This window comes from Streptomyces sp. NPDC048018, assembly GCF_043202995.1.
Lineage (GTDB): Bacteria > Actinomycetota > Actinomycetes > Streptomycetales > Streptomycetaceae > Streptomyces.
In genome coordinates this window covers 866,001-882,276 of the sequence record NZ_JBIDBK010000003.1, presented here as the reverse complement: position 1 = coordinate 882,276, position 16,276 = coordinate 866,001, and the positions used below count along the sequence as shown (strand labels likewise).

Here is a 16,276-nt window from a genome sequence, read left to right as displayed (position 1 = left end):
GCAGCTCCCTTTGTAACCAAGGGCGCCCCCGTGGTCCACTGGTGGGGAGGAACGGGTGCGATGACAGCCGCGCGCGGGAACAGGCGTCCCGGCGCTGTCGCCACCGCCGTACTGTGCGCCGTGGCGGCCGCCGGTCTTCACGGCTGCTCCGGATCGGCCCCTTCGAAGCCGACGCCGACGCCCGCGCCCGTCACTCCGCCCCCGGCCACCCCGCCGACCCGCGGCGGGGTCTCCCCGCTCACCGGACTGCCGGCCCGCTCCGCCCCGGTCCTCGCCGTCAAGATCGACAACGTGCCGCCCGCCCGGCCACACACCGGACTCGCCGACGCCGACCTCGTCTACGCCGAGCAGGTCGAGTCCGGCCAGACCCGGCTGATGGCCGTCTACTCGTCCCACCTGCCCGCGCGGGTCGGCCCGGTCCGCAGCGCCCGCGAGTCCGACCTCGCGCTGCTCCGCCAGTTCGGGCGCCCGGTGCTCGCCTACTCCGGCGCCCAGACCGCCCTCACCCCGCTGCTGCGGGCCGCGCCGCTCCACCTGGTCAGCGAGGGCAGCACCCCGGGCGCCTTCGCACGCGACCCCGGCCGGGCCGCCCCGCACAACCTCTACCTCAAGCCCGTCCGCGCGCTCGCGACCGCGCCCGGCGCCACGCACGCCAAGGACATCGGCTTCCGCTTCGGCCCCGCGCCCGGGGGCGGCACACCGGTCAACAGCCGAACCGTGCGCTTCCCCGCCGCCCGCTACACCTTCACCTGGGTGCCCGCCGGGCACGTCTGGCGCGTCGCCATGGACGGCCGGTCCGACGGCCCGCTGAAGCCGGCCACCGTCGTGGTGCAGCACGTGTCCGTACGGCCCTCGCGCTTCCACGACTTCCTCGGCGCCGTCTCCCCGTACACCGTCACCACCGGATCGGGCCGCGCGGAGGTGCTGCGCGACGGGAAGGTCCACGAGGCCCGCTGGAGCCGGCCGAACGCCGACTCCGGCACCACCTTCACCACCCCCGCGGGCGCGCCGATGACCTTCGCGCCCGGTCAGGTGTGGGTGCTCCTCACCGGGACCGGATGAGCCCCGGGCCGGCGACCCGGCGCTCGCGGGGAGCGGGCTGACGCCCGGGCCCGGGGCCCGGTCCTCACCGGGACCGGACGGGGCTCAGGGGCGGCGTCCGGGGCGATCGGGCCGGGCCGGCCGGGCGTACGGTTCGCCGGCGTCGGCGGCCGCCATCCCGATGGTGGCCACGCCGAGCACCACCCAGCCGAACCAGAGCCAGCCGCTGCTGCCGAGCGCCACCGTGTAGGTCGTGATCAGCACGAGCGCGGCGAGGGTGGTCACACCCATCGTCTTCGTGGGACCGGACATCATCGCTCCGCCCTCCTCGAAGTCATGACGACCCTGCCATCGTGGCCCCGCGAGGGGGGAGCGCGCCAGACATGCGACGCGCCGTTGTGCGCCGGTACGGAGGGTTACCGCCCGCGGCCCTGGAGCGAGGCCAGGTACGCGTTGTACGCCTCCAGCTCCTGATCGCCGTCCCGGTCCGCGGCCCGGTCCTTGCGGACCGCCTGGCGCTGCTCGGAGTGGTACCACTGGTAGACCAGCGCGATCAGCACCAGCACGGACGGGATCTCGCTGAACGCCCACGCGATGCCGCCCGCGGCGTGCTGGTCGGTCAGCGCGTCGATGCCGAGCGAGGCCGGCGGGTTCTCGTACACCTTCACCAGCGGCTCGGTCGCCATCATCATCGCGATGCCGAAGAAGGCGTGGAACGGCATGCCCGCGAAGAGCTCCAGCATCCGCATGACGTAGCCGGGCCGGTGGGGTCCCGGGTCGACGCCCATGATCGGCCAGAAGAAGACCAGGCCCACCATGAGGAAGTGCACCATCATCGCGACGTGCCCCGCCTGCGACCCCATCAGGAAGTCGAAGAGCGGAGTGAAGTACAGCGCGTAGAGGCTCGCGATGAACATCGAGATGGTGAAGGCCGGGTGCGTGACGATCCGCATGTACCGGCTGTGCAGCAGCTTCAGCAGCAGCTCGCGCGGGCCGGTCGAGCCGCGCGCGGCCACCGGCAGCGCCCGCAGCGCCAGCGTCACCGGCGCGCCGAGCAGCAGCAGGATCGGCGAGAGCATGGAGATCACCATGTGCTGCACCATGTGCACGCTGAACATGACCATGCCGTAGTCGTTGAGCCGGGTGCACATCACCAGCGCGATGGTCAGCACGCCCACCGTGAAGGACACCGTCCGGCTCACCGGCCAGGCGTCCCCGCGCCGACGCAGCCGCGTCACGCCCCAGCCGTACAGGCCGAGCCCGGCGAGACAGCCGAAGAGGAAGAACAGGTCGGGCGAGAACTCCAGGGCCCGCCCCAGCGTGAACGGCGGCATGTCCATCGTCATGCCGTGCCCGCTGTGATCCATGTCGTACTCCTGGAGCCCGATTCGCGCTTGTTGTCCGCACCAGACTAGAACCGCCCCCGGTCGCGATCGCGACCGGGGGCGGTTCGTGGCGTGACGCCCGCGCGGGAAGGCGGTCAGAGCACGTTCTCGGCCTCGGCGTAGCGGCCCTCCGGGACCGTCTTCAGCGTCTCCACGGCCTGCGCCAGCGGGACGAGCACGATGTCGGTGCCGCGCAGCGCCGTCAGCATCCCGAACTCGCCGCGGTGCGCCGCCTCCACCGCGTGCCAGCCGAAGCGGGTCGCGAGGACACGGTCGTACGCGGTCGGCGTACCGCCGCGCTGGACGTGCCCGAGGATCACCGGGCGGGCCTCCTTGCCGAGGCGCCGCTCCAGCTCGACGGAGAGCTGGTTGGCCACGCCGGTGAAGCGCTCGTGGCCGTAGATGTCCGTGCCGGCGGTCTTGAAGTCCATCGAGCCCTCGCGCGGCTTCGCGCCCTCGGCGACGACGACGATCGCGAAGCGCTTGCCGTCCTCGAAGCGGGCGCCGACCCGGGCGGCCAGCTCGTCCATGTCGAAGGGGCGTTCCGGCACGACGATGGCGTGGGCGCCGGCCGCCATGCCGGAGTGCAGCGCGATCCAGCCGGTGTGCCGGCCCATGACCTCGACGATCAGGACGCGCTGGTGGGACTCGGCGGTGGTCTTGAGCCGGTCCAGGGCCTCGGTCGCCACGGTGACGGCGGTGTCGAAGCCGAAGGTGACATCGGTCGAGGCGATGTCGTTGTCGATGGTCTTCGGCACGCCGACGATCGGCAGTCCGGCCTCCGACAGCAGGTTCGCGGCCTTCAGGGTGCCCTCGCCGCCGATCGGGATGATCGCGTCGAGGCCCAGGTCGGCCACGTGGCCCCGGGCCCGCTCGACGCCGTCGACCAGATGGGCGGGCTGGACCCGGGAGGAGCCGAGGATGGTGCCGCCGCGGGCCAGGATGCCGTTCACGGCGTCCAGGTCCAGCTTGCGGTAGTCGGCCTCCAGAAGACCCTTCCAGCCGTCGAGGAAGCCGATGACCTCGTCACCGTGGTCGACGACGGCGCGGTGCACGACGGAGCGGATGACGGCGTTCAGACCGGGGCAGTCTCCGCCGGAGGTGAGCACACCAATGCGCATAGCCCAAAAACCTTTGCAACGTGGGCCGACTCCCGGACCACGTCGTCCGGCTGGATCCCCGCCACCCTATCGGTGCCGAGTGGCGGGGCCGAACCGAACGTCCGCAGAGTGGACACCGCATTCACATACGAATCCCATGTGCGTACGGGTGCTCAGACGTGCAGTGCTGCCGAGCCGTCAGGACGGCTGCGTGGCGGCGGCGATGCGCTCGTTGCGCAGCGCCTCGTACCAGCGGTCGTCCGTCGGCGGCAGCGCGTTCACGTCGAGCGCCAGCTTCAGGAGCAGGTCCGCGATCTGCGGGTTCCGCGCCATGACCGGCCCGTGCATGTAGGTGCCGAACACGGTGTCGTTGTACGCGCCCTCGGTGCCGTCGCCGGTGCCGTTGCCGTTGCCGAACACGGTCCGGGCGAACGGGCGGGCGGTCGGGCCGAGGTGGGTGACGCCCTGGTGGTTCTCGAAGCCGGTGAGCTGGGGCAGGCCCAGCTGCGGGTCGATGTCGCCGAGCACGTCGCCGACGCAGCGCGCGCCCTCGCCGCGGACCGTCGTCACGTCGAGGAGGCCGAGGCCCGGCTGGCGCTCGCCGACGTCGTTGACGAACTCGTGGCCCAGGATCTGGTAACCGGCGCACACCGAGAAGATGATGGCGCCGTTGGCCGCGGCCCGGCTCAGGCCGCCGTCGCGGTTCAGCCGCTCGGCGGCGAGCCGCTGCGGCCGGTCCTCGCCGCCGCCGATCAGGTAGATGTCGCCGGAGGTCGGGACCGGCTGGTCACTGCGCACGTCGACGCGCTCGACGCTGAGGCCGCGCTGGAGGGCGCGGCGCTCGACGACGAGGACGTTGCCCTGGTCGCCGTAGGTGCTGAGCAGGTCGGGGTAGACCCAGACCAGACGCAGGCTGCTGTCACTCATGCTGCAAGTCCTTCTGCGGGGTCGAGGCGCGGTCAGTTGCCGACGCGGCGGCGGACGTCCTGGAACGCGGTGTAGTTCGCGATCAGCTCGATCTGCCCGGGCGGGGCCACCGTGACGGCCTCGTCGAGCGTCTCGCACACGCGGAAGTCCACACCCGCGACCTCCAGGCGGACCGCGAGGTCCAGCTTGCGGTCGCCGATCACCATGATCGGGTGGCCGGCCAGGCGGCCGTAGTCCACGTCCCACAGCCAGGACGTGTCCGTGCCGTCGGCGCCACGGGCGTTGACGGAGAGGATCACCGGCGTGGGCGGCTGGTCGATCAGGGAAAACGTTTCGAGCCAGCCCGCCGGGTTCTTCGCCAGCAGCAGCCGCAGCTCACGCCCCTGGAAGGAGACCACGTCGTAGCGGCCGGCGACGGCCTGGACCTGGTACATGCGCTCCAGGGCGACCTGCGGCGGCACCCCGAAGACCGCGGCGACCGCGGCCGAGGTCGCGGCGTTCGCCTTGTTGGCACGGCCCGGCAGCTGGAGGTGGATCGGCCAGGCCGAACCGTGCGGGTCGAGCACGTGGTCGCCGTTGAGCGCCCAGCTCGGCGCGGGGCGGCGGAAGCCGCACTCGCCGCAGAACCAGTCGTCGCCGGGGCGCTGCAGCACACCGCCGCAGGCGGGGCAGGACCAGGCGTCGTCCTTCCACTCCTGGCCGACCGCGACCCACACCACGTTGGGGGAGGAGGAGGCGGCCCAGACGATCAGCGGGTCGTCCGCGTTGGCGATGACCACGGCCTTGGTGCCGTTGAGTCCCTCGCGCCACTTCTCGGCCAGCATCCGGGTCTCGGCCGCGCGGTCGAGCTGGTCGCGCGACAGGTTGAGCAGCGCGATCGCCTTCGGGGTGGTGTCCCGGGCGACGCCCGCCAGGTACTTCTCGTCCACCTCGATGACGCCGAACTTGGCGTCCGAGCCGCCGGCCAGCGCGGAGGTGATGCCCGCCGGCATGTTCGCGCCGAGCGCGTTCGACACGACCGGACCGCTGGCCCGCAGGGCCTCGGCGATCAGCCGGGTCGTGGTGGTCTTTCCGTTGGTCGCCGACACGAGGACCACGTCCAGGTGCTGCGCGAGCCGCCCCAGCAGATCGGGGTCGAGCTTGAGCGCGACCCGGCCGCCGATCACCGATCCGCTGCCGCGTCCCGCTGCCCGCGACACCGCGGCGGCGGCCTTGCCCGCCGTCACGGCCAGCTTGGCGCGCGGCGTCAGCGGCTCCGAGTTGCTGCCTGACATCGTCCTTGTTCCTCCTTGCGTCGGTCCGGCCTCAGCCTATCGAGATCCGGCCAGCAGCCCGAACCGCGGCACCGTGGCGCGGATGGGCTGACCCCTGAACGTACCCTTGCGCCCATGCGAAACCGCCTGATCCCCGGCACTTCCGGCCGCGTCCGAGCGATGACCCTGCTCGGCGATCCGGTGCTGCACACCCCCTGCGAGCCCGTCACCGACTTCGGCCCCGAGCTGGCCCGCCTCGTCGAGGACATGTTCGCGACGATGTACGCGGCGAACGGCGTGGGCCTCGCCGCGAACCAGGTGGGGGCCGGGCTGCGCGTCTTCGTGTACGACTGCCCGGACGACGAGGACGTGCGGCACCTGGGCCACGTGGTCAACCCGCGGCTGGTCGAGGCCGACGGCGGCGTCTTCCGCGGCCCCGAGGGCTGTCTGTCCCTGCCGGGCCTGGAGGCGCCGACCCCGCGCCACGACCGCGCGGTGGTCGAGGGCGTCCGTCTCGACGGCACCCCGGTCCGCGTCGAGGGCACGGGCTTCTTCGCCCGCTGCCTCCAGCACGAGTGCGATCACCTGGAGGGCGGGGTGTACGCGGACCACGTCACGGGACGGGCCCGGCGCCGCCTGCTGCGGGCGATCCGGAAGGAGCCCTGGGGCGGTGGCGTGACCGTCCTGGAGGGCTGACGCACCGGTGCGGCCGCGCCTGCGCGGCGGGACGGCGCGGGGCGGCTCCGTCCGGGGCGCTCCACGCCGACGACCGGGGGAGGGGGCACGGTCCTCGGCCCCGAAGGCGCCCTGCGCCGGCCCCCGCACTCCGTGTCTCGCCGGCGGAGCGAGCGCGGTCCTCCGCCTGTCGCCCGGGTCAGAACCCCGGCCCGTCCGCCCGGTCACCCGCCGCCGCCAGCCGGCCCCACAGGAGGTCCGCGAGACTCCGCACCAACTCGGCGCGGGAGCAGGGGCGTTCGCCCAGCCACCAGTCGCCCGCGGCGTGCATCATGCCGACGATCCCGTGGCCCCAGATGCGGGCCTGCGCCTCGCTGCCCGCGCCGAGGTCGACGCGCTCCGCGATGACCTGGCCGAGCTCCTCGCCCATGCGGCGGAGCAGCGGTGCGGAGTGGCGTCCGACGTCGAAGCCCTGCTCCGCCTGGTGGGACTCCTCGGCCGGGTGCATGAGGAAGCGGTAGACCTGCGGCATGGCCTCGATCGAGGCCAGGTAGGTGTCCAGGGTGGACTCGACCCGCTGCCGCCGCTCGGCCGGCGCGTCGAGCGCGGCCCGGAGGGCGGAGAGCAGGGCGTCGGTGTGGCGGGTGGCGAGGGCCCGGTAGAGGCCGCCCTTGTCGCCGAAGTGGCGGTAGAGGATCGGCTTGGTGATCCCCGCCTCGGCCGCGATCGCGTTCATGGAGGCCTTGGGGCCGTCGCGGAGCACCACGCGGTCCGCCGCCTCCAGCAGCTCCCGGCGCCGCTGGTCGGCCGGCTTCTGCTGGTCGGTGGTGGTCCGGTGTGTGGTGTCCATAAGTGTCTCTCCCCGCCCGTGCGAATTCCTGAGGCTGTCCGCAACGTAACACCCGAACGGCACTCGGTGCCGTTCGGCCGCTGCCTCACGGGAAGCGCTCCGCTGCTGGTTGACAGCCCCTACCCGTCGGTAACAGACTGCTGTTACCGCAAGTAACGTATCGCCTGGAGGGACCATGGCCGAGTTCACGCTCGAACTCAACGACGACCAGAAGCAGGTGCGCGACTGGCTCCACGGCTTCGCCGCCGACGTGATGCGCCCCGCGGCGGCCGAGTGGGACGAGCGTGAGGAGACCCCCTGGCCGATCATCCAGGAGGCGGCCAAGCTCGGAATCTACTCCCTCGACTTCTATGCCCAGCAGTTCTTCGACCCGACCGGCCTCGGCATCCCGATGGCCATGGAGGAACTCTTCTGGGGCGACGCCGGCATCGCCCTCTCCATCGTGGGCACCGGCCTCGCCGCCGTCGGCGTCCTCGCCAACGGTACCGAAGAGCAGATCGGAACGTGGGTACCGCAGATGTACGGCGACGCCGCCGACGTCAAGGTCGCCGCCTTCTGCTCCTCCGAGCCCGACGCCGGCTCCGACGTGGCCTCCATGCGCACCCGCGCCGTCTACGACGAGGCCAAGGACGAGTGGGTGATCAACGGCACGAAGACCTGGGCCACCAACGGCGGCATCGCCAACGTCCACGTCGTCGTCGCGGTCGTCGACCCGGAGCTCGGCTCGAAGGGCCACGCCTCCTTCATCGTGCCGCCGAACACCCCGGGCCTCTCCCAGGGCCAGAAGTTCCAGAAGCACGGCATCCGCGCCTCCCACACCGCCGAGGTCGTCCTGGAGAACGTCCGCGTCCCCGGGCACTGCCTCCTCGGCGGCAAGGAGAAGCTCGACGAGCGCCTCGCCCGGGCCCGGGAGAAGGCCAAGCAGGCCGGCGGCGGCGAGCGGGTGAAGAACGCCGCCATGGCCACCTTCGAGGCCTCCCGCCCCGCCGTCGGCGCCATGGCCGTCGGCACCGCCCGCGCCGCGTACGAGGTCGCCCTCGACTACGCCAGGACCCGCGAGCAGTTCGGCCGCCCGATCATCGACAACCAAGGCGTGGCCTTCCAGCTCGCCGACATGCGCACCCAGATCGACGCGGCCCGCCTGCTGGTCTGGCGCGCCTCCTGGATGGCGACCGCCGGCAAGCCCTTCACCTCCGCCGAGGGCTCGATGTCCAAGCTGTACGCGAGCGAGGTCGCCAAGAAGGTCACCGCCCAGGCCATCCAGATCCTCGGCGGCAACGGCTACACCCGTGAGTACCCGGTCGAGCGGATGCACCGTGACGCCGCGATCTACACGATCTTCGAGGGCACGAGCGAGATCCAGCGCCTCGTCATCGCCCGCACCCTGTCCGGCATGCCGATCCGCTGACACGGATCCGCCGCGGGTAACGCGGGCCCGCACGGAGAAGCGCCCTCCCCGGCCCGGGGAGGGCGCGCGGCGCATCCGGAGCCGGCGGGGCGGAGCCCCGCGGCCCGTGCGCGCCGCCGGGGGCCCTGACCGGCCCTCGGGGCCCGGACGTGCCCTCCGTGTGCCGTCGGTCCGGAACCCGGTCCTGCGTACCCCCGGGCCCGTACCCCCCGGCCCGTACCCCCGGGGCCCGGACCTCCCGGCGGCCGGGCCGCCGGACCGGCCGGACGGGGTCAGACGACGCAGAACTCGTTGCCCTCCGGGTCCTGGAGCACCACCGCGTAGTAGTCCATCCCGTCCGGCTCGTCCATCGCGTACAGCACGGACGCGCCCAGCGCGGTCAGCCGGGCCACCTCGGCGTCCACCCGCTCCCGGCGCACGGCGAGCGGGACGGTGCGCCCGCCGCCGATCTTCAGGTCCAGATGCAGCCGGTTCTTGACCGTCTTCGGCTCCGGGACCCGCTGGAACCAGACCCGGGGGCCCGTGCCCCGCGGATCGACGATCGACTCCGGCAGCGCCCCGGCACCGTCCCCGAGCTCCTCCTCGGGGACGCCGATCGCCCGCCAGTACGCGTTCCAGCTGGCGTGTCCCTCCGGCGGCGGCTCCGGCACGTACCGCAGGGCCTCGGCCCAGAAGGCGACGAGGCGCTGCGGTTCGGCGCAGTCGACGGTGAGCTGCAGGGTCATCTCGGGTGCGTCCATGGGGAGAGCGTTCCAGAGGCCACTGACAACGGCCCGCCGCGCCGACTACCGGCCGGTCCTCTCGTGCGGCAGAATCGATCACGAGATCGATCACGATCACGCGATCCGATCGGCGGACTCGCCGGCCAGGAAGGCCCGTCGACCGGGAGACCGTCGGCCGGACGATCCGGTCACGAGCACCGACCACGCCACCGAAGCTCTCAGGGGGGAACGGCACGATGGCGACGACCACCGCGCGGGCGATACCCGAACTCACCGGAATCCCGCTGCTCGGCTCACTGCTCGACCTCAAGAACGACTCGCTCGGCACCTTCCTCAAGGCCCGCCGCGACCACGGCGACGTGGTCCGGATCAGCGCCGGGCCGCCCGGCGCCCGCGGCATCGTCCACTGCGTGTTCTCCGCCGAGGGCGCCCAGCAGGTCCTGGCCGGCGACGCCGCCAACTTCCGCAAGGACAACGCCTTCTACCAGGAGATCCGCGAGTCCTTCGGCAACGGACTGCTCACCAGCCAGGACGACGACTACCTCCGCCAACGGCGTCTGGTCCAGCCGCTGTTCACGCGTCGCAGCGTCGACACCTACGCCTCCGCCGTCGCCGCCGAGGTCACCCGGCTCACCGACACCTGGCGGGCCGGGGGCGAGGAGTCCGTGGACGTCGTCCACGAGATGACCGGGTTCGCCCTCCGCGCGGTCGCCCGCATCCTCTTCGGCACCGACGTCGAGGCAGCCGTCGGCACCGTCGAGCGCTGCTTCCCGGTGATGGGCGCCTATGTCTCCCGCCGCGGCTACTCGCCCCGCAAGCTCCCGCGCGGCTGGCCCACCCCCGGAAACCGCCGGGCCGCCGCCGCCCACGAGGAGCTCTACGCCGTCTGCGACCGCATCATCGCCCAGCGGCGCGCGGCCGGAGGCGGCAGCGGCGAACGGGACCTGCTGACCCTGCTGGCCGCCGCCGGCAGCGACGAGGACGGCGGCTTCGACGCGGCCGAACTCCGCGAGCAGGTCCTGGTGTTCCTCCTCGCCGGCCACGAGACCACCGCCACCTCGCTCGGCTTCGCGCTGCACCTGCTCGCCCGCCATCCCGAGGAGCAGAAGCGCGCCCACGAGGAGGTGGACCGCGTCCTCGCCGGCCGCACGCCCGAGGCCGCCGACCTCGACGCCCTGCCGTACCTGACCCGGGTCCTCAAGGAGGCCATGCGGCTCTTCCCGGCCGCCCCGGCCATCGGGCGGCGGGCCGTCGAGGCCACCGAGATCGACGGGTACGCGATCCCCGCCGGGGCGGACGTGATCGTCTCGTCGTGGGTCACCCACCGGCACCCCCGCTACTGGGACGACCCGGAGCGCTTCGACCCGGACCGGTTCACGCCCGAGGCCGAGGCCGCCCGTCCCCGCTACGCCTGGTTCCCCTTCGGCGGCGGCCCCCGGGCCTGCATCGGGCAGCACTTCTCGATGCTGGAATCCGTGATCGCCCTGGCGATGATCCTCCGGGACCACGAACTGGAGGCGATCGACACCCAGGTGCCGCTCGGTTCCGCGATCACCCTCCAGGCACTCGGCCCCGCCCGCTGCCGCATCAGGGCACGGACCCGCTGAGAGCGTCGGCCGGCGAACCCCGCCCGCGAAGGAGCCTCGTCACGGCGTGCGCGTCGGGCCGGTGCTCCTTCGCCCACGCCGCGGCCGGACGGCGCTACGCTCCGGGTACGGCCCGGCCGTGGGTCGCCACGATCACCGTCGCGTACAGCTCCTCGTCCTCCAGGACCCGGGCCGTCAGGCCGTGCCCGGTGACCGCGGCGACGGCCCGGGCGGCCTGGCGCTCGCTGGTCTCCACCAGCAGGTGCCCGCCGGGGGCCAGCCACTCCACGGCCCCGGCCGCGACCCGCCGCAGCACGTCCAGGCCGTCCGTGCCGCCGTCGAGGGCCACCAGCGGCTCGTGCTCGCGGGCCTCGGCCGGCAACAGCGCCACGTCCTCGCTCGGGACGTAGGGGACGTTGGCGACCAGGACCTCGATCCGGCCGCGGAGCCCCTCCGGCAGCGGCGCGAAGAGGTCGCCCTCGTACACGCTGCCGCCGCGCGGCTCCACGTTGCGGCGGGCGCAGCGCACCGCCGCGGGCTCGATGTCGGAGGCGTACACCTCGGCACCCTCGACCGAAGCGAGCAGTACCGCGCCCGCCGCGCCGGAGCCGCAGCACAGGTCCACGCAGACGGCCCCCGGCCGGGCCAGGGAGACCGCCCGGGCGACCAGGAACTCCGTACGCCGACGCGGGACGAACACCCCGGCGTCGACCTCGATCCGCAACCCCCCGAACTCGGCCCAGCCCACGACGTGCTCGAGGGGCAGGCCCGCGGCCCGCCGCTCGACCATCGCGTCGAGCTCGGCCGGACCGGCCGCCGCCGCGTGCAGCAGCTCCGCCTCCTCCTCGGCGAAGACACAGCCCGCGGCCCGCAGCCGCTCCACCACCCCCGGGTCAGGCAAGCTGGGCCTCGATGGCGGCGACGACCTCCGGGGCCTCCGGCTCGGTGCGCGGACGGAAGCGGGTGACCGTGCCGTCCCGGCCGATCAGGAACTTCTCGAAGTTCCACTGCACGTCGCCGGCCTCGCCCTCGGCGTCCGCGACCTCGGTCAGCACGGCGTACAGCGGGTGGCGCGCGTCACCGTTGACGTCCGTCTTCTCCAGGAGCGGGAAGCTCACGCCGTACGTCGTGGAGCAGAAGGTCTCGATCTCCTCCGCGCTGCCCGGCTCCTGGCCCGCGAACTGGTTGCAGGGCACGCCGAGCACGGTGAGGCCGCGGTCCCCGTACTCCTTCTGCAGCCGCTCCAGACCGGCGTACTGCGGGGTGAGACCGCACTTGGAGGCCACGTTCACGACCAGGACCGCACGGTCCCGGTAGTCGGCCAGCGAGAGCGGGTCGCCGCTCAGGGTCTTCAGCGGAATGTCGTACAGGCTCATGACTGCTCCTCGTCGGAATGAGGTTTGATCTCAGCATGGGAGATGAACCGCTGGCAATCGACATCGATTCCGCACCCGGGGAGCGGACCGGGCCGCCGCCGGTACGGTGCCGGCTGTGCGGCCGCCCGCTGACCGGCGCGTCGTCCCGCCGATCCGGTCTCGGCCCGGCCTGCGACGCCAAGCTGCACCCGCCCGGGCCGGAGATCCGGACCCGGCGCCACGAGGTCGAGCAGGACACCCTGCCCGGCGTCCCCTGACCCCCTGCCCGGCGTCCCCTGACCCCCTGCCCGGCGTCCAGGACACCCGGCCGGGTGTCCTACAGCTTGCGGAACAGTCCCTCCTGGACCACCGACACCAGCAGCCGCCCCTCCAGGTCGTAGATCCGGCCGCGGGCCAGCCCGCGGCCGCCCGTCGCGATGGGGGACTCCTGGTCGTAGAGGAACCACTCGTCGGCGCGGAAGGGGCGGTGGAACCACATCGCGTGGTCCAGGGACGCCATGTCGAAGCCGCGGGGGCCCCACAGCGGCTCGACCGGGATCCGGACCGCGTCGAGCAGGGTCATGTCCGAGGCGTAGGTGAGCGCGCAGGTGTGCACCAGGGAGTCGTCGCCCAGCGGGCCGACGGCCCGCATCCAGACCGCGCTGCGCGGGTCCGCCCCGCGGACCTCGTCCTTCGTCCAGCGCAGCCGGTCGACGTAGCGGATGTCGAAGGGCTGGCGCCGTGCCATCCGCTCCAGCGCCTCCGGCAGGACGCCGAGGTGGTCGCGGACCTCGTCCGCGAGGTTCGGCAGGCTCTCCGGGTCGGTGAGGTGCCGGGGCGGCAGCTGGTGCTCGAAGGCGCCCTCCTCGGGGAGGTGGAAGGAGGCCGTCAGATTGAAGATCGTCCGGCCCTCCTGCACCGCGGTGACCCGGCGGGTGGTGAACGAGCGCCCGTCGCGCACCCGCTCCACCTGGTAGACGATCGGCACCCCCGGCCGGCCCGGGCGCAGGAAGTACGCGTGCAGCGAGTGCACCGGGCGCTCGTCGTCCACGGTGCGGCCGGCCGCCACCAGTGCCTGGCCGGCGACCTGCCCGCCGAAGACACGCTGCAAAGACTCCTCCGGGCTGCGGCCGCGGAAGATGTTCACCTCGATCCGCTCCAGATCGAGCAGATCCACGAGTCTCTCGGCGGGGTTCGTCACCGTGCTCCTCCTCCAGGTCCCTGTACGGGTGGGCCGTGCCTTCCGGATCATGCCCGGCTCGCGGCGCCGGGCACGCACGTCTGCCGCGGTGCCGTCGCCGGCCAGGGCTCCGCCGTGGCTCCCGCCTCCGCCTCGCGCCCGCACGCGCCGGGCACCGTTCCCCGGCCCGCGCTCGTCCGGGCGTCTGCGCCTACAGCTGTCCGACGGACGTCACGCGGACGATCGCCCGGCCCTCCTCGTCGGAGGCCGCCAGGTCCACCTCCGCGCTGATGCCCCAGTCGTGGTCGCCGTTCGGGTCGGCGAAGGTCTGCCGCACGCGCCAGACGCCGTGCGCCGGGTCCTCCTCGATCGACAGCAGCTTCGGACCGCGCGCGTCCGGCCCCGTACCGAGGTCGTCGTACTCGTCCCAGTACGCGTCCATCGCCTCGCCCCACGCGTCCGCGTCCCAGCCGGACTCCGCGTCCATCTCGCCGAGCTCGTTCACGTTGTCCAGCGCCGCCAGCTCCACCCGGCGGAACATCGCGTTGCGCACCAGGACCCGGAAGGCGCGGGCGTTCGCGGTGACCGGCTTGACCTGGTCGGCCTTCTCCTGGGCCTCCTCCGCGGACTCCAGCTCCGGATTGGCCAGCTGCTCCCACTCGTCGAGCAGCGAGGAGTCGACCTGCCGCACCATCTCGCCCAGCCAGGCGATCAGGTCCTCCAGGTCCTCCGTCTTCAGGTCGTCCGGGATGGTGTGGTCGAGCGTCTTGTAGGCGCTCGCCAGGTAGCGCAGGACGATCCCCTCGGTGCGCGCCAGCTCGTAGAAGGAGGTGAACTCGGTGAAGGTCAGGGCCCGTTCGTACATGTCGCGGATGACGGACTTCGGCGACACCGGGTGGTCGCCGACCCACGGGTGCGACGTGCGGTAGACGTTGTACGCGTGCCACAGCAGCTCTTCGAGCGGCTTCGGGTACGAGATGTCCTGGAGCCGCTCCATGCGCTCCTCGTACTCGACACCGTCGGCCTTCATCGCGCCGACCGCCTCGCCGCGCGCCTTGTTCTGCTGCGCGTGCAGGATCTGCCGCGGGTCGTCGAGCGTCGACTCGACGACCGACACCATGTCGAGCGCGTACGACGGGGACTGCTGGTCGAGCAGGTCGAAGGCGGCGAGCGCGAACGTCGACAGGGGCTGGTTGAGCGCGAAGTCCTGCTGCAGGTCGACCGTCAGACGGATGATGCGGCCCTCGGCGTCCGGGGTGTCCAGCCGCTCCACGACCCCGCCGTCCAGCAGCGAGCGGTAGATCGCGATGGCCCGGCGGATGTGCTTGAGCTGGTTCCGGCGCGGCTCGTGGTTGTCCTCCAGGAGCTTGCGCATCGCCTCGAAGGCGTTGCCGGGACGGGCGATCACCGAGAGCAGCATGGTGTGGGTGACCCGGAAGCGGGAGGTCAGCGGCTCCGGATCGGCGGCGATCAGCTTCTCGAAGCTGCTCTCCGTCCAGCCGACGAAGCCCTCCGGGGCCTTCTTCCGGACCACCTTGCGGCGCTTCTTCGGATCGTCGCCGGCCTTGGCGAGCGCCTTCTCGTTCTCGATGACGTGCTCGGGCGCCTGCGCCACCACGAGGCCCGCGGTGTCGAAGCCGGCCCGGCCGGCCCGGCCCGCGATCTGGTGGAACTCCCGCGCGCGCAGCGTGCGCACCCGGTTGCCGTCGTACTTTGTGAGCGCGGTGAAGAGCACCGTGCGGATCGGCACGTTGACGCCCACACCGAGGGTGTCCGTACCGCAGATGACCTTCAGCAGGCCCGCCTGCGCCAGCTTCTCGACCAGACGCCGGTACTTCGGCAGCATGCCCGCGTGGTGCACGCCGATGCCGTGCCGGACGTACCGGGAGAGGTTCTTGCCGAACTTCGTGGTGAAGCGGAAGTTGCCGATCATCTCGGCGATGGCGTCCTTCTCCTCGCGCGAGCACATGTTGATGCTCATCAGCGACTGGGCGCGCTCCACCGCCTGCGCCTGCGTGAAGTGGACGATGTAGACGGGCGCCTGCTTCGTCTCCAGGAGCTCCGTCAGGGTGTCCGTGATCGGGGTGAGCCGGTACTCGTACGACAGCGGCACCGGCCGGGTCGCCGAGCGGACCACCGACGTCGGGCGCCCGGTCCGCCGGGTCAGGTCCTTCTCGAACATCGACACGTCGCCGAGCGTGGCCGACATGAGGACGAACTGTGCCTGCGGCAGCTCCAGGATCGGGATCTGCCAGGCCCAGCCGCGGTCCTGCTCCGCGTAGAAGTGGAACTCGTCCATCACGACCTGGCCGATGTCGGCGTTCCGGCCGTCGCGCAGCGCGATGGAGGCGAGCACCTCGGCCGTGCAGCAGATCACGGGGGCGTCCGCGTTCACCGACGCGTCGCCGGTGAGCATGCCGACGTTCTCGGTGCCGAAGATCTTGCACAGGTCGAAGAACTTCTCCGACACCAGCGCCTTGATCGGCGCCGTGTAGAACGTGACCTGGTCATTGGCCAGCGCCGTGAAGTGGGCCGCCGCCGCGACCAGCGACTTTCCCGAACCGGTCGGGGTCGACAGGATCACGTTCGCCCCCGAGACCACCTCGATCAGCGCCTCCTCCTGGGCAGGGTAGAGCGTGATGCCCCGGTCCTCCGCCCAGGAGGAGAAGGCCTCGAAGAGGGCGTCGGGGTCGGCGGTCGGCGGCAGCTGATCGATAAGGGTCACGCCCCCATCTTGCCTGGATTCCGTACGGATGAGGGAACCGGCCACCGGATCGAAGATCACGGACGATAG

16 protein-coding genes are annotated in these 16,276 nt (G+C 72.4%); 5 read left to right on the top strand and 11 right to left on the bottom strand.

Annotation, left to right across the window (positions count from 1 at the left end; translation table 11 throughout):
- Positions 1 to 60: 60 nt before the first annotated feature.
- Positions 61 to 1,062, top strand: a complete 1,002-nt coding sequence (locus ACGF1Z_RS15150; RefSeq protein WP_393003864.1) for a DUF3048 domain-containing protein — start codon at positions 61 to 63, stop codon at positions 1,060 to 1,062.
- Positions 1,063 to 1,146: 84 nt separating this feature from the next.
- On the opposite strand, the gene ACGF1Z_RS15145 is transcribed toward ACGF1Z_RS15150, so the two are convergent.
- From ACGF1Z_RS15145 to ACGF1Z_RS15125, 5 genes are all read right to left on the bottom strand, one after another.
- Positions 1,147 to 1,356: a hypothetical protein gene (locus ACGF1Z_RS15145; RefSeq protein WP_393004205.1), complete on the bottom strand. Its 210-nt coding sequence runs from the start codon at positions 1,354 to 1,356 to the stop codon at positions 1,147 to 1,149.
- Between the two features lie 101 nt (positions 1,357 to 1,457).
- Positions 1,458 to 2,408: a cytochrome c oxidase assembly protein gene (locus ACGF1Z_RS15140; protein WP_393003862.1), complete on the bottom strand. Its 951-nt coding sequence runs from the start codon at positions 2,406 to 2,408 to the stop codon at positions 1,458 to 1,460.
- 113 nt (positions 2,409 to 2,521) lie between these two features.
- Positions 2,522 to 3,547 carry a 6-phosphofructokinase gene (locus ACGF1Z_RS15135; RefSeq protein WP_393003860.1) on the bottom strand — a complete coding sequence of 342 codons (1,026 nt, stop codon included), beginning with the start codon at positions 3,545 to 3,547 and terminating at the stop codon, positions 2,522 to 2,524.
- Positions 3,548 to 3,724: 177 nt separating this feature from the next.
- On the bottom strand, positions 3,725 to 4,453 hold the full coding sequence (locus ACGF1Z_RS15130) for a type 1 glutamine amidotransferase (protein ID WP_393003858.1): 729 nt from the start codon (positions 4,451 to 4,453) through the stop codon (positions 3,725 to 3,727).
- A 32-nt stretch (positions 4,454 to 4,485) separates the two neighbouring features.
- The gene (locus ACGF1Z_RS15125) at positions 4,486 to 5,727 is read right to left on the bottom strand and encodes a MurT ligase domain-containing protein (protein ID WP_393003856.1); all 1,242 of its coding nucleotides are present in this window, start codon (positions 5,725 to 5,727) and stop codon (positions 4,486 to 4,488) included.
- Between the two features lie 114 nt (positions 5,728 to 5,841).
- Here ACGF1Z_RS15125 and def point away from each other — a divergent pair, with 114 nt between their 5' ends.
- Entirely contained in the window at positions 5,842 to 6,402 is a 561-nt protein-coding gene (gene def, locus ACGF1Z_RS15120) for a peptide deformylase (protein ID WP_393003854.1), read from the top strand.
- A gap of 178 nt (positions 6,403 to 6,580) precedes the next feature.
- On the opposite strand, the gene ACGF1Z_RS15115 is transcribed toward def, so the two are convergent.
- Complete coding sequence (locus ACGF1Z_RS15115) at positions 6,581 to 7,231, bottom strand: TetR family transcriptional regulator (protein WP_393003852.1); 651 nt, start codon at positions 7,229 to 7,231, stop codon at positions 6,581 to 6,583.
- Between the two features lie 175 nt (positions 7,232 to 7,406).
- Between ACGF1Z_RS15115 and ACGF1Z_RS15110 the strand changes: the two genes are divergently transcribed.
- Positions 7,407 to 8,639, top strand: coding sequence for an acyl-CoA dehydrogenase family protein (locus ACGF1Z_RS15110; RefSeq protein ID WP_393003850.1), 1,233 nt, complete (start codon positions 7,407 to 7,409; stop codon positions 8,637 to 8,639).
- A 272-nt stretch (positions 8,640 to 8,911) separates the two neighbouring features.
- On the opposite strand, the gene ACGF1Z_RS15105 is transcribed toward ACGF1Z_RS15110, so the two are convergent.
- Positions 8,912 to 9,379, bottom strand: coding sequence for a VOC family protein (locus tag ACGF1Z_RS15105; RefSeq protein ID WP_393003848.1), 468 nt, complete (start codon positions 9,377 to 9,379; stop codon positions 8,912 to 8,914).
- Between the two features lie 218 nt (positions 9,380 to 9,597).
- Between ACGF1Z_RS15105 and ACGF1Z_RS15100 the strand changes: the two genes are divergently transcribed.
- On the top strand, positions 9,598 to 10,968 hold the full coding sequence (locus ACGF1Z_RS15100; protein ID WP_393003846.1) for a cytochrome P450: 1,371 nt from the start codon (positions 9,598 to 9,600) through the stop codon (positions 10,966 to 10,968).
- Between the two features lie 94 nt (positions 10,969 to 11,062).
- On the opposite strand, the gene ACGF1Z_RS15095 is transcribed toward ACGF1Z_RS15100, so the two are convergent.
- Positions 11,063 to 11,848 (bottom strand): putative protein N(5)-glutamine methyltransferase, encoded by a 786-nt coding sequence (locus tag ACGF1Z_RS15095; protein ID WP_393003844.1) that lies wholly within the window; start codon positions 11,846 to 11,848, stop codon positions 11,063 to 11,065.
- Positions 11,841 to 12,323, bottom strand: coding sequence for a glutathione peroxidase (locus ACGF1Z_RS15090; RefSeq protein ID WP_393003842.1), 483 nt, complete (start codon positions 12,321 to 12,323; stop codon positions 11,841 to 11,843). The genes ACGF1Z_RS15095 and ACGF1Z_RS15090 overlap by 8 nt, the downstream gene beginning before the upstream one ends.
- A gap of 35 nt (positions 12,324 to 12,358) precedes the next feature.
- Here ACGF1Z_RS15090 and ACGF1Z_RS15085 point away from each other — a divergent pair, with 35 nt between their 5' ends.
- Entirely contained in the window at positions 12,359 to 12,580 is a 222-nt protein-coding gene (locus tag ACGF1Z_RS15085; protein ID WP_393003840.1) for a DUF6011 domain-containing protein, read from the top strand.
- Positions 12,581 to 12,639: 59 nt separating this feature from the next.
- On the opposite strand, the gene ACGF1Z_RS15080 is transcribed toward ACGF1Z_RS15085, so the two are convergent.
- Together ACGF1Z_RS15080 and ACGF1Z_RS15075 are read right to left on the bottom strand one after the other, a co-directional pair.
- Positions 12,640 to 13,503 carry an acyl-CoA thioesterase gene (locus tag ACGF1Z_RS15080; RefSeq protein ID WP_393003838.1) on the bottom strand — a complete coding sequence of 288 codons (864 nt, stop codon included), beginning with the start codon at positions 13,501 to 13,503 and terminating at the stop codon, positions 12,640 to 12,642.
- A 190-nt stretch (positions 13,504 to 13,693) separates the two neighbouring features.
- A complete protein-coding gene (locus ACGF1Z_RS15075) occupies positions 13,694 to 16,267 on the bottom strand; it encodes a DEAD/DEAH box helicase (protein ID WP_393003836.1) in 2,574 nt (857 codons plus the stop codon).
- Positions 16,268 to 16,276 lie beyond the last annotated feature (9 nt).

Excerpts from the sequence above, each read along its gene's own strand:
- ACGF1Z_RS15115 (WP_393003852.1), bottom strand. The coding sequence starts at position 7,231 with ATGGACACCACACACCGGACCACCACCGACCAGCAGAAGCCGGCCGAC.
- ACGF1Z_RS15140 (WP_393003862.1), bottom strand. The coding sequence starts at position 2,408 with ATGGATCACAGCGGGCACGGCATGACGATGGACATGCCGCCGTTCACG.
- ACGF1Z_RS15150 (WP_393003864.1), top strand. The coding sequence starts at position 61 with ATGACAGCCGCGCGCGGGAACAGGCGTCCCGGCGCTGTCGCCACCGCC.
- ACGF1Z_RS15105 (WP_393003848.1), bottom strand. The coding sequence starts at position 9,379 with ATGGACGCACCCGAGATGACCCTGCAGCTCACCGTCGACTGCGCCGAA.
- ACGF1Z_RS15130 (WP_393003858.1), bottom strand. The coding sequence starts at position 4,453 with ATGAGTGACAGCAGCCTGCGTCTGGTCTGGGTCTACCCCGACCTGCTC.
- ACGF1Z_RS15125 (WP_393003856.1), bottom strand. The coding sequence starts at position 5,727 with ATGTCAGGCAGCAACTCGGAGCCGCTGACGCCGCGCGCCAAGCTGGCC.
- def (WP_393003854.1), top strand. The coding sequence starts at position 5,842 with ATGCGAAACCGCCTGATCCCCGGCACTTCCGGCCGCGTCCGAGCGATG.
- ACGF1Z_RS15135 (WP_393003860.1), bottom strand. The coding sequence starts at position 3,547 with ATGCGCATTGGTGTGCTCACCTCCGGCGGAGACTGCCCCGGTCTGAAC.
- ACGF1Z_RS15085 (WP_393003840.1), top strand. The coding sequence starts at position 12,359 with ATGGGAGATGAACCGCTGGCAATCGACATCGATTCCGCACCCGGGGAG.
- ACGF1Z_RS15100 (WP_393003846.1), top strand. The coding sequence starts at position 9,598 with ATGGCGACGACCACCGCGCGGGCGATACCCGAACTCACCGGAATCCCG.
- ACGF1Z_RS15110 (WP_393003850.1), top strand. The coding sequence starts at position 7,407 with ATGGCCGAGTTCACGCTCGAACTCAACGACGACCAGAAGCAGGTGCGC.
- ACGF1Z_RS15145 (WP_393004205.1), bottom strand. The coding sequence starts at position 1,356 with ATGATGTCCGGTCCCACGAAGACGATGGGTGTGACCACCCTCGCCGCG.
- ACGF1Z_RS15090 (WP_393003842.1), bottom strand. The coding sequence starts at position 12,323 with ATGAGCCTGTACGACATTCCGCTGAAGACCCTGAGCGGCGACCCGCTC.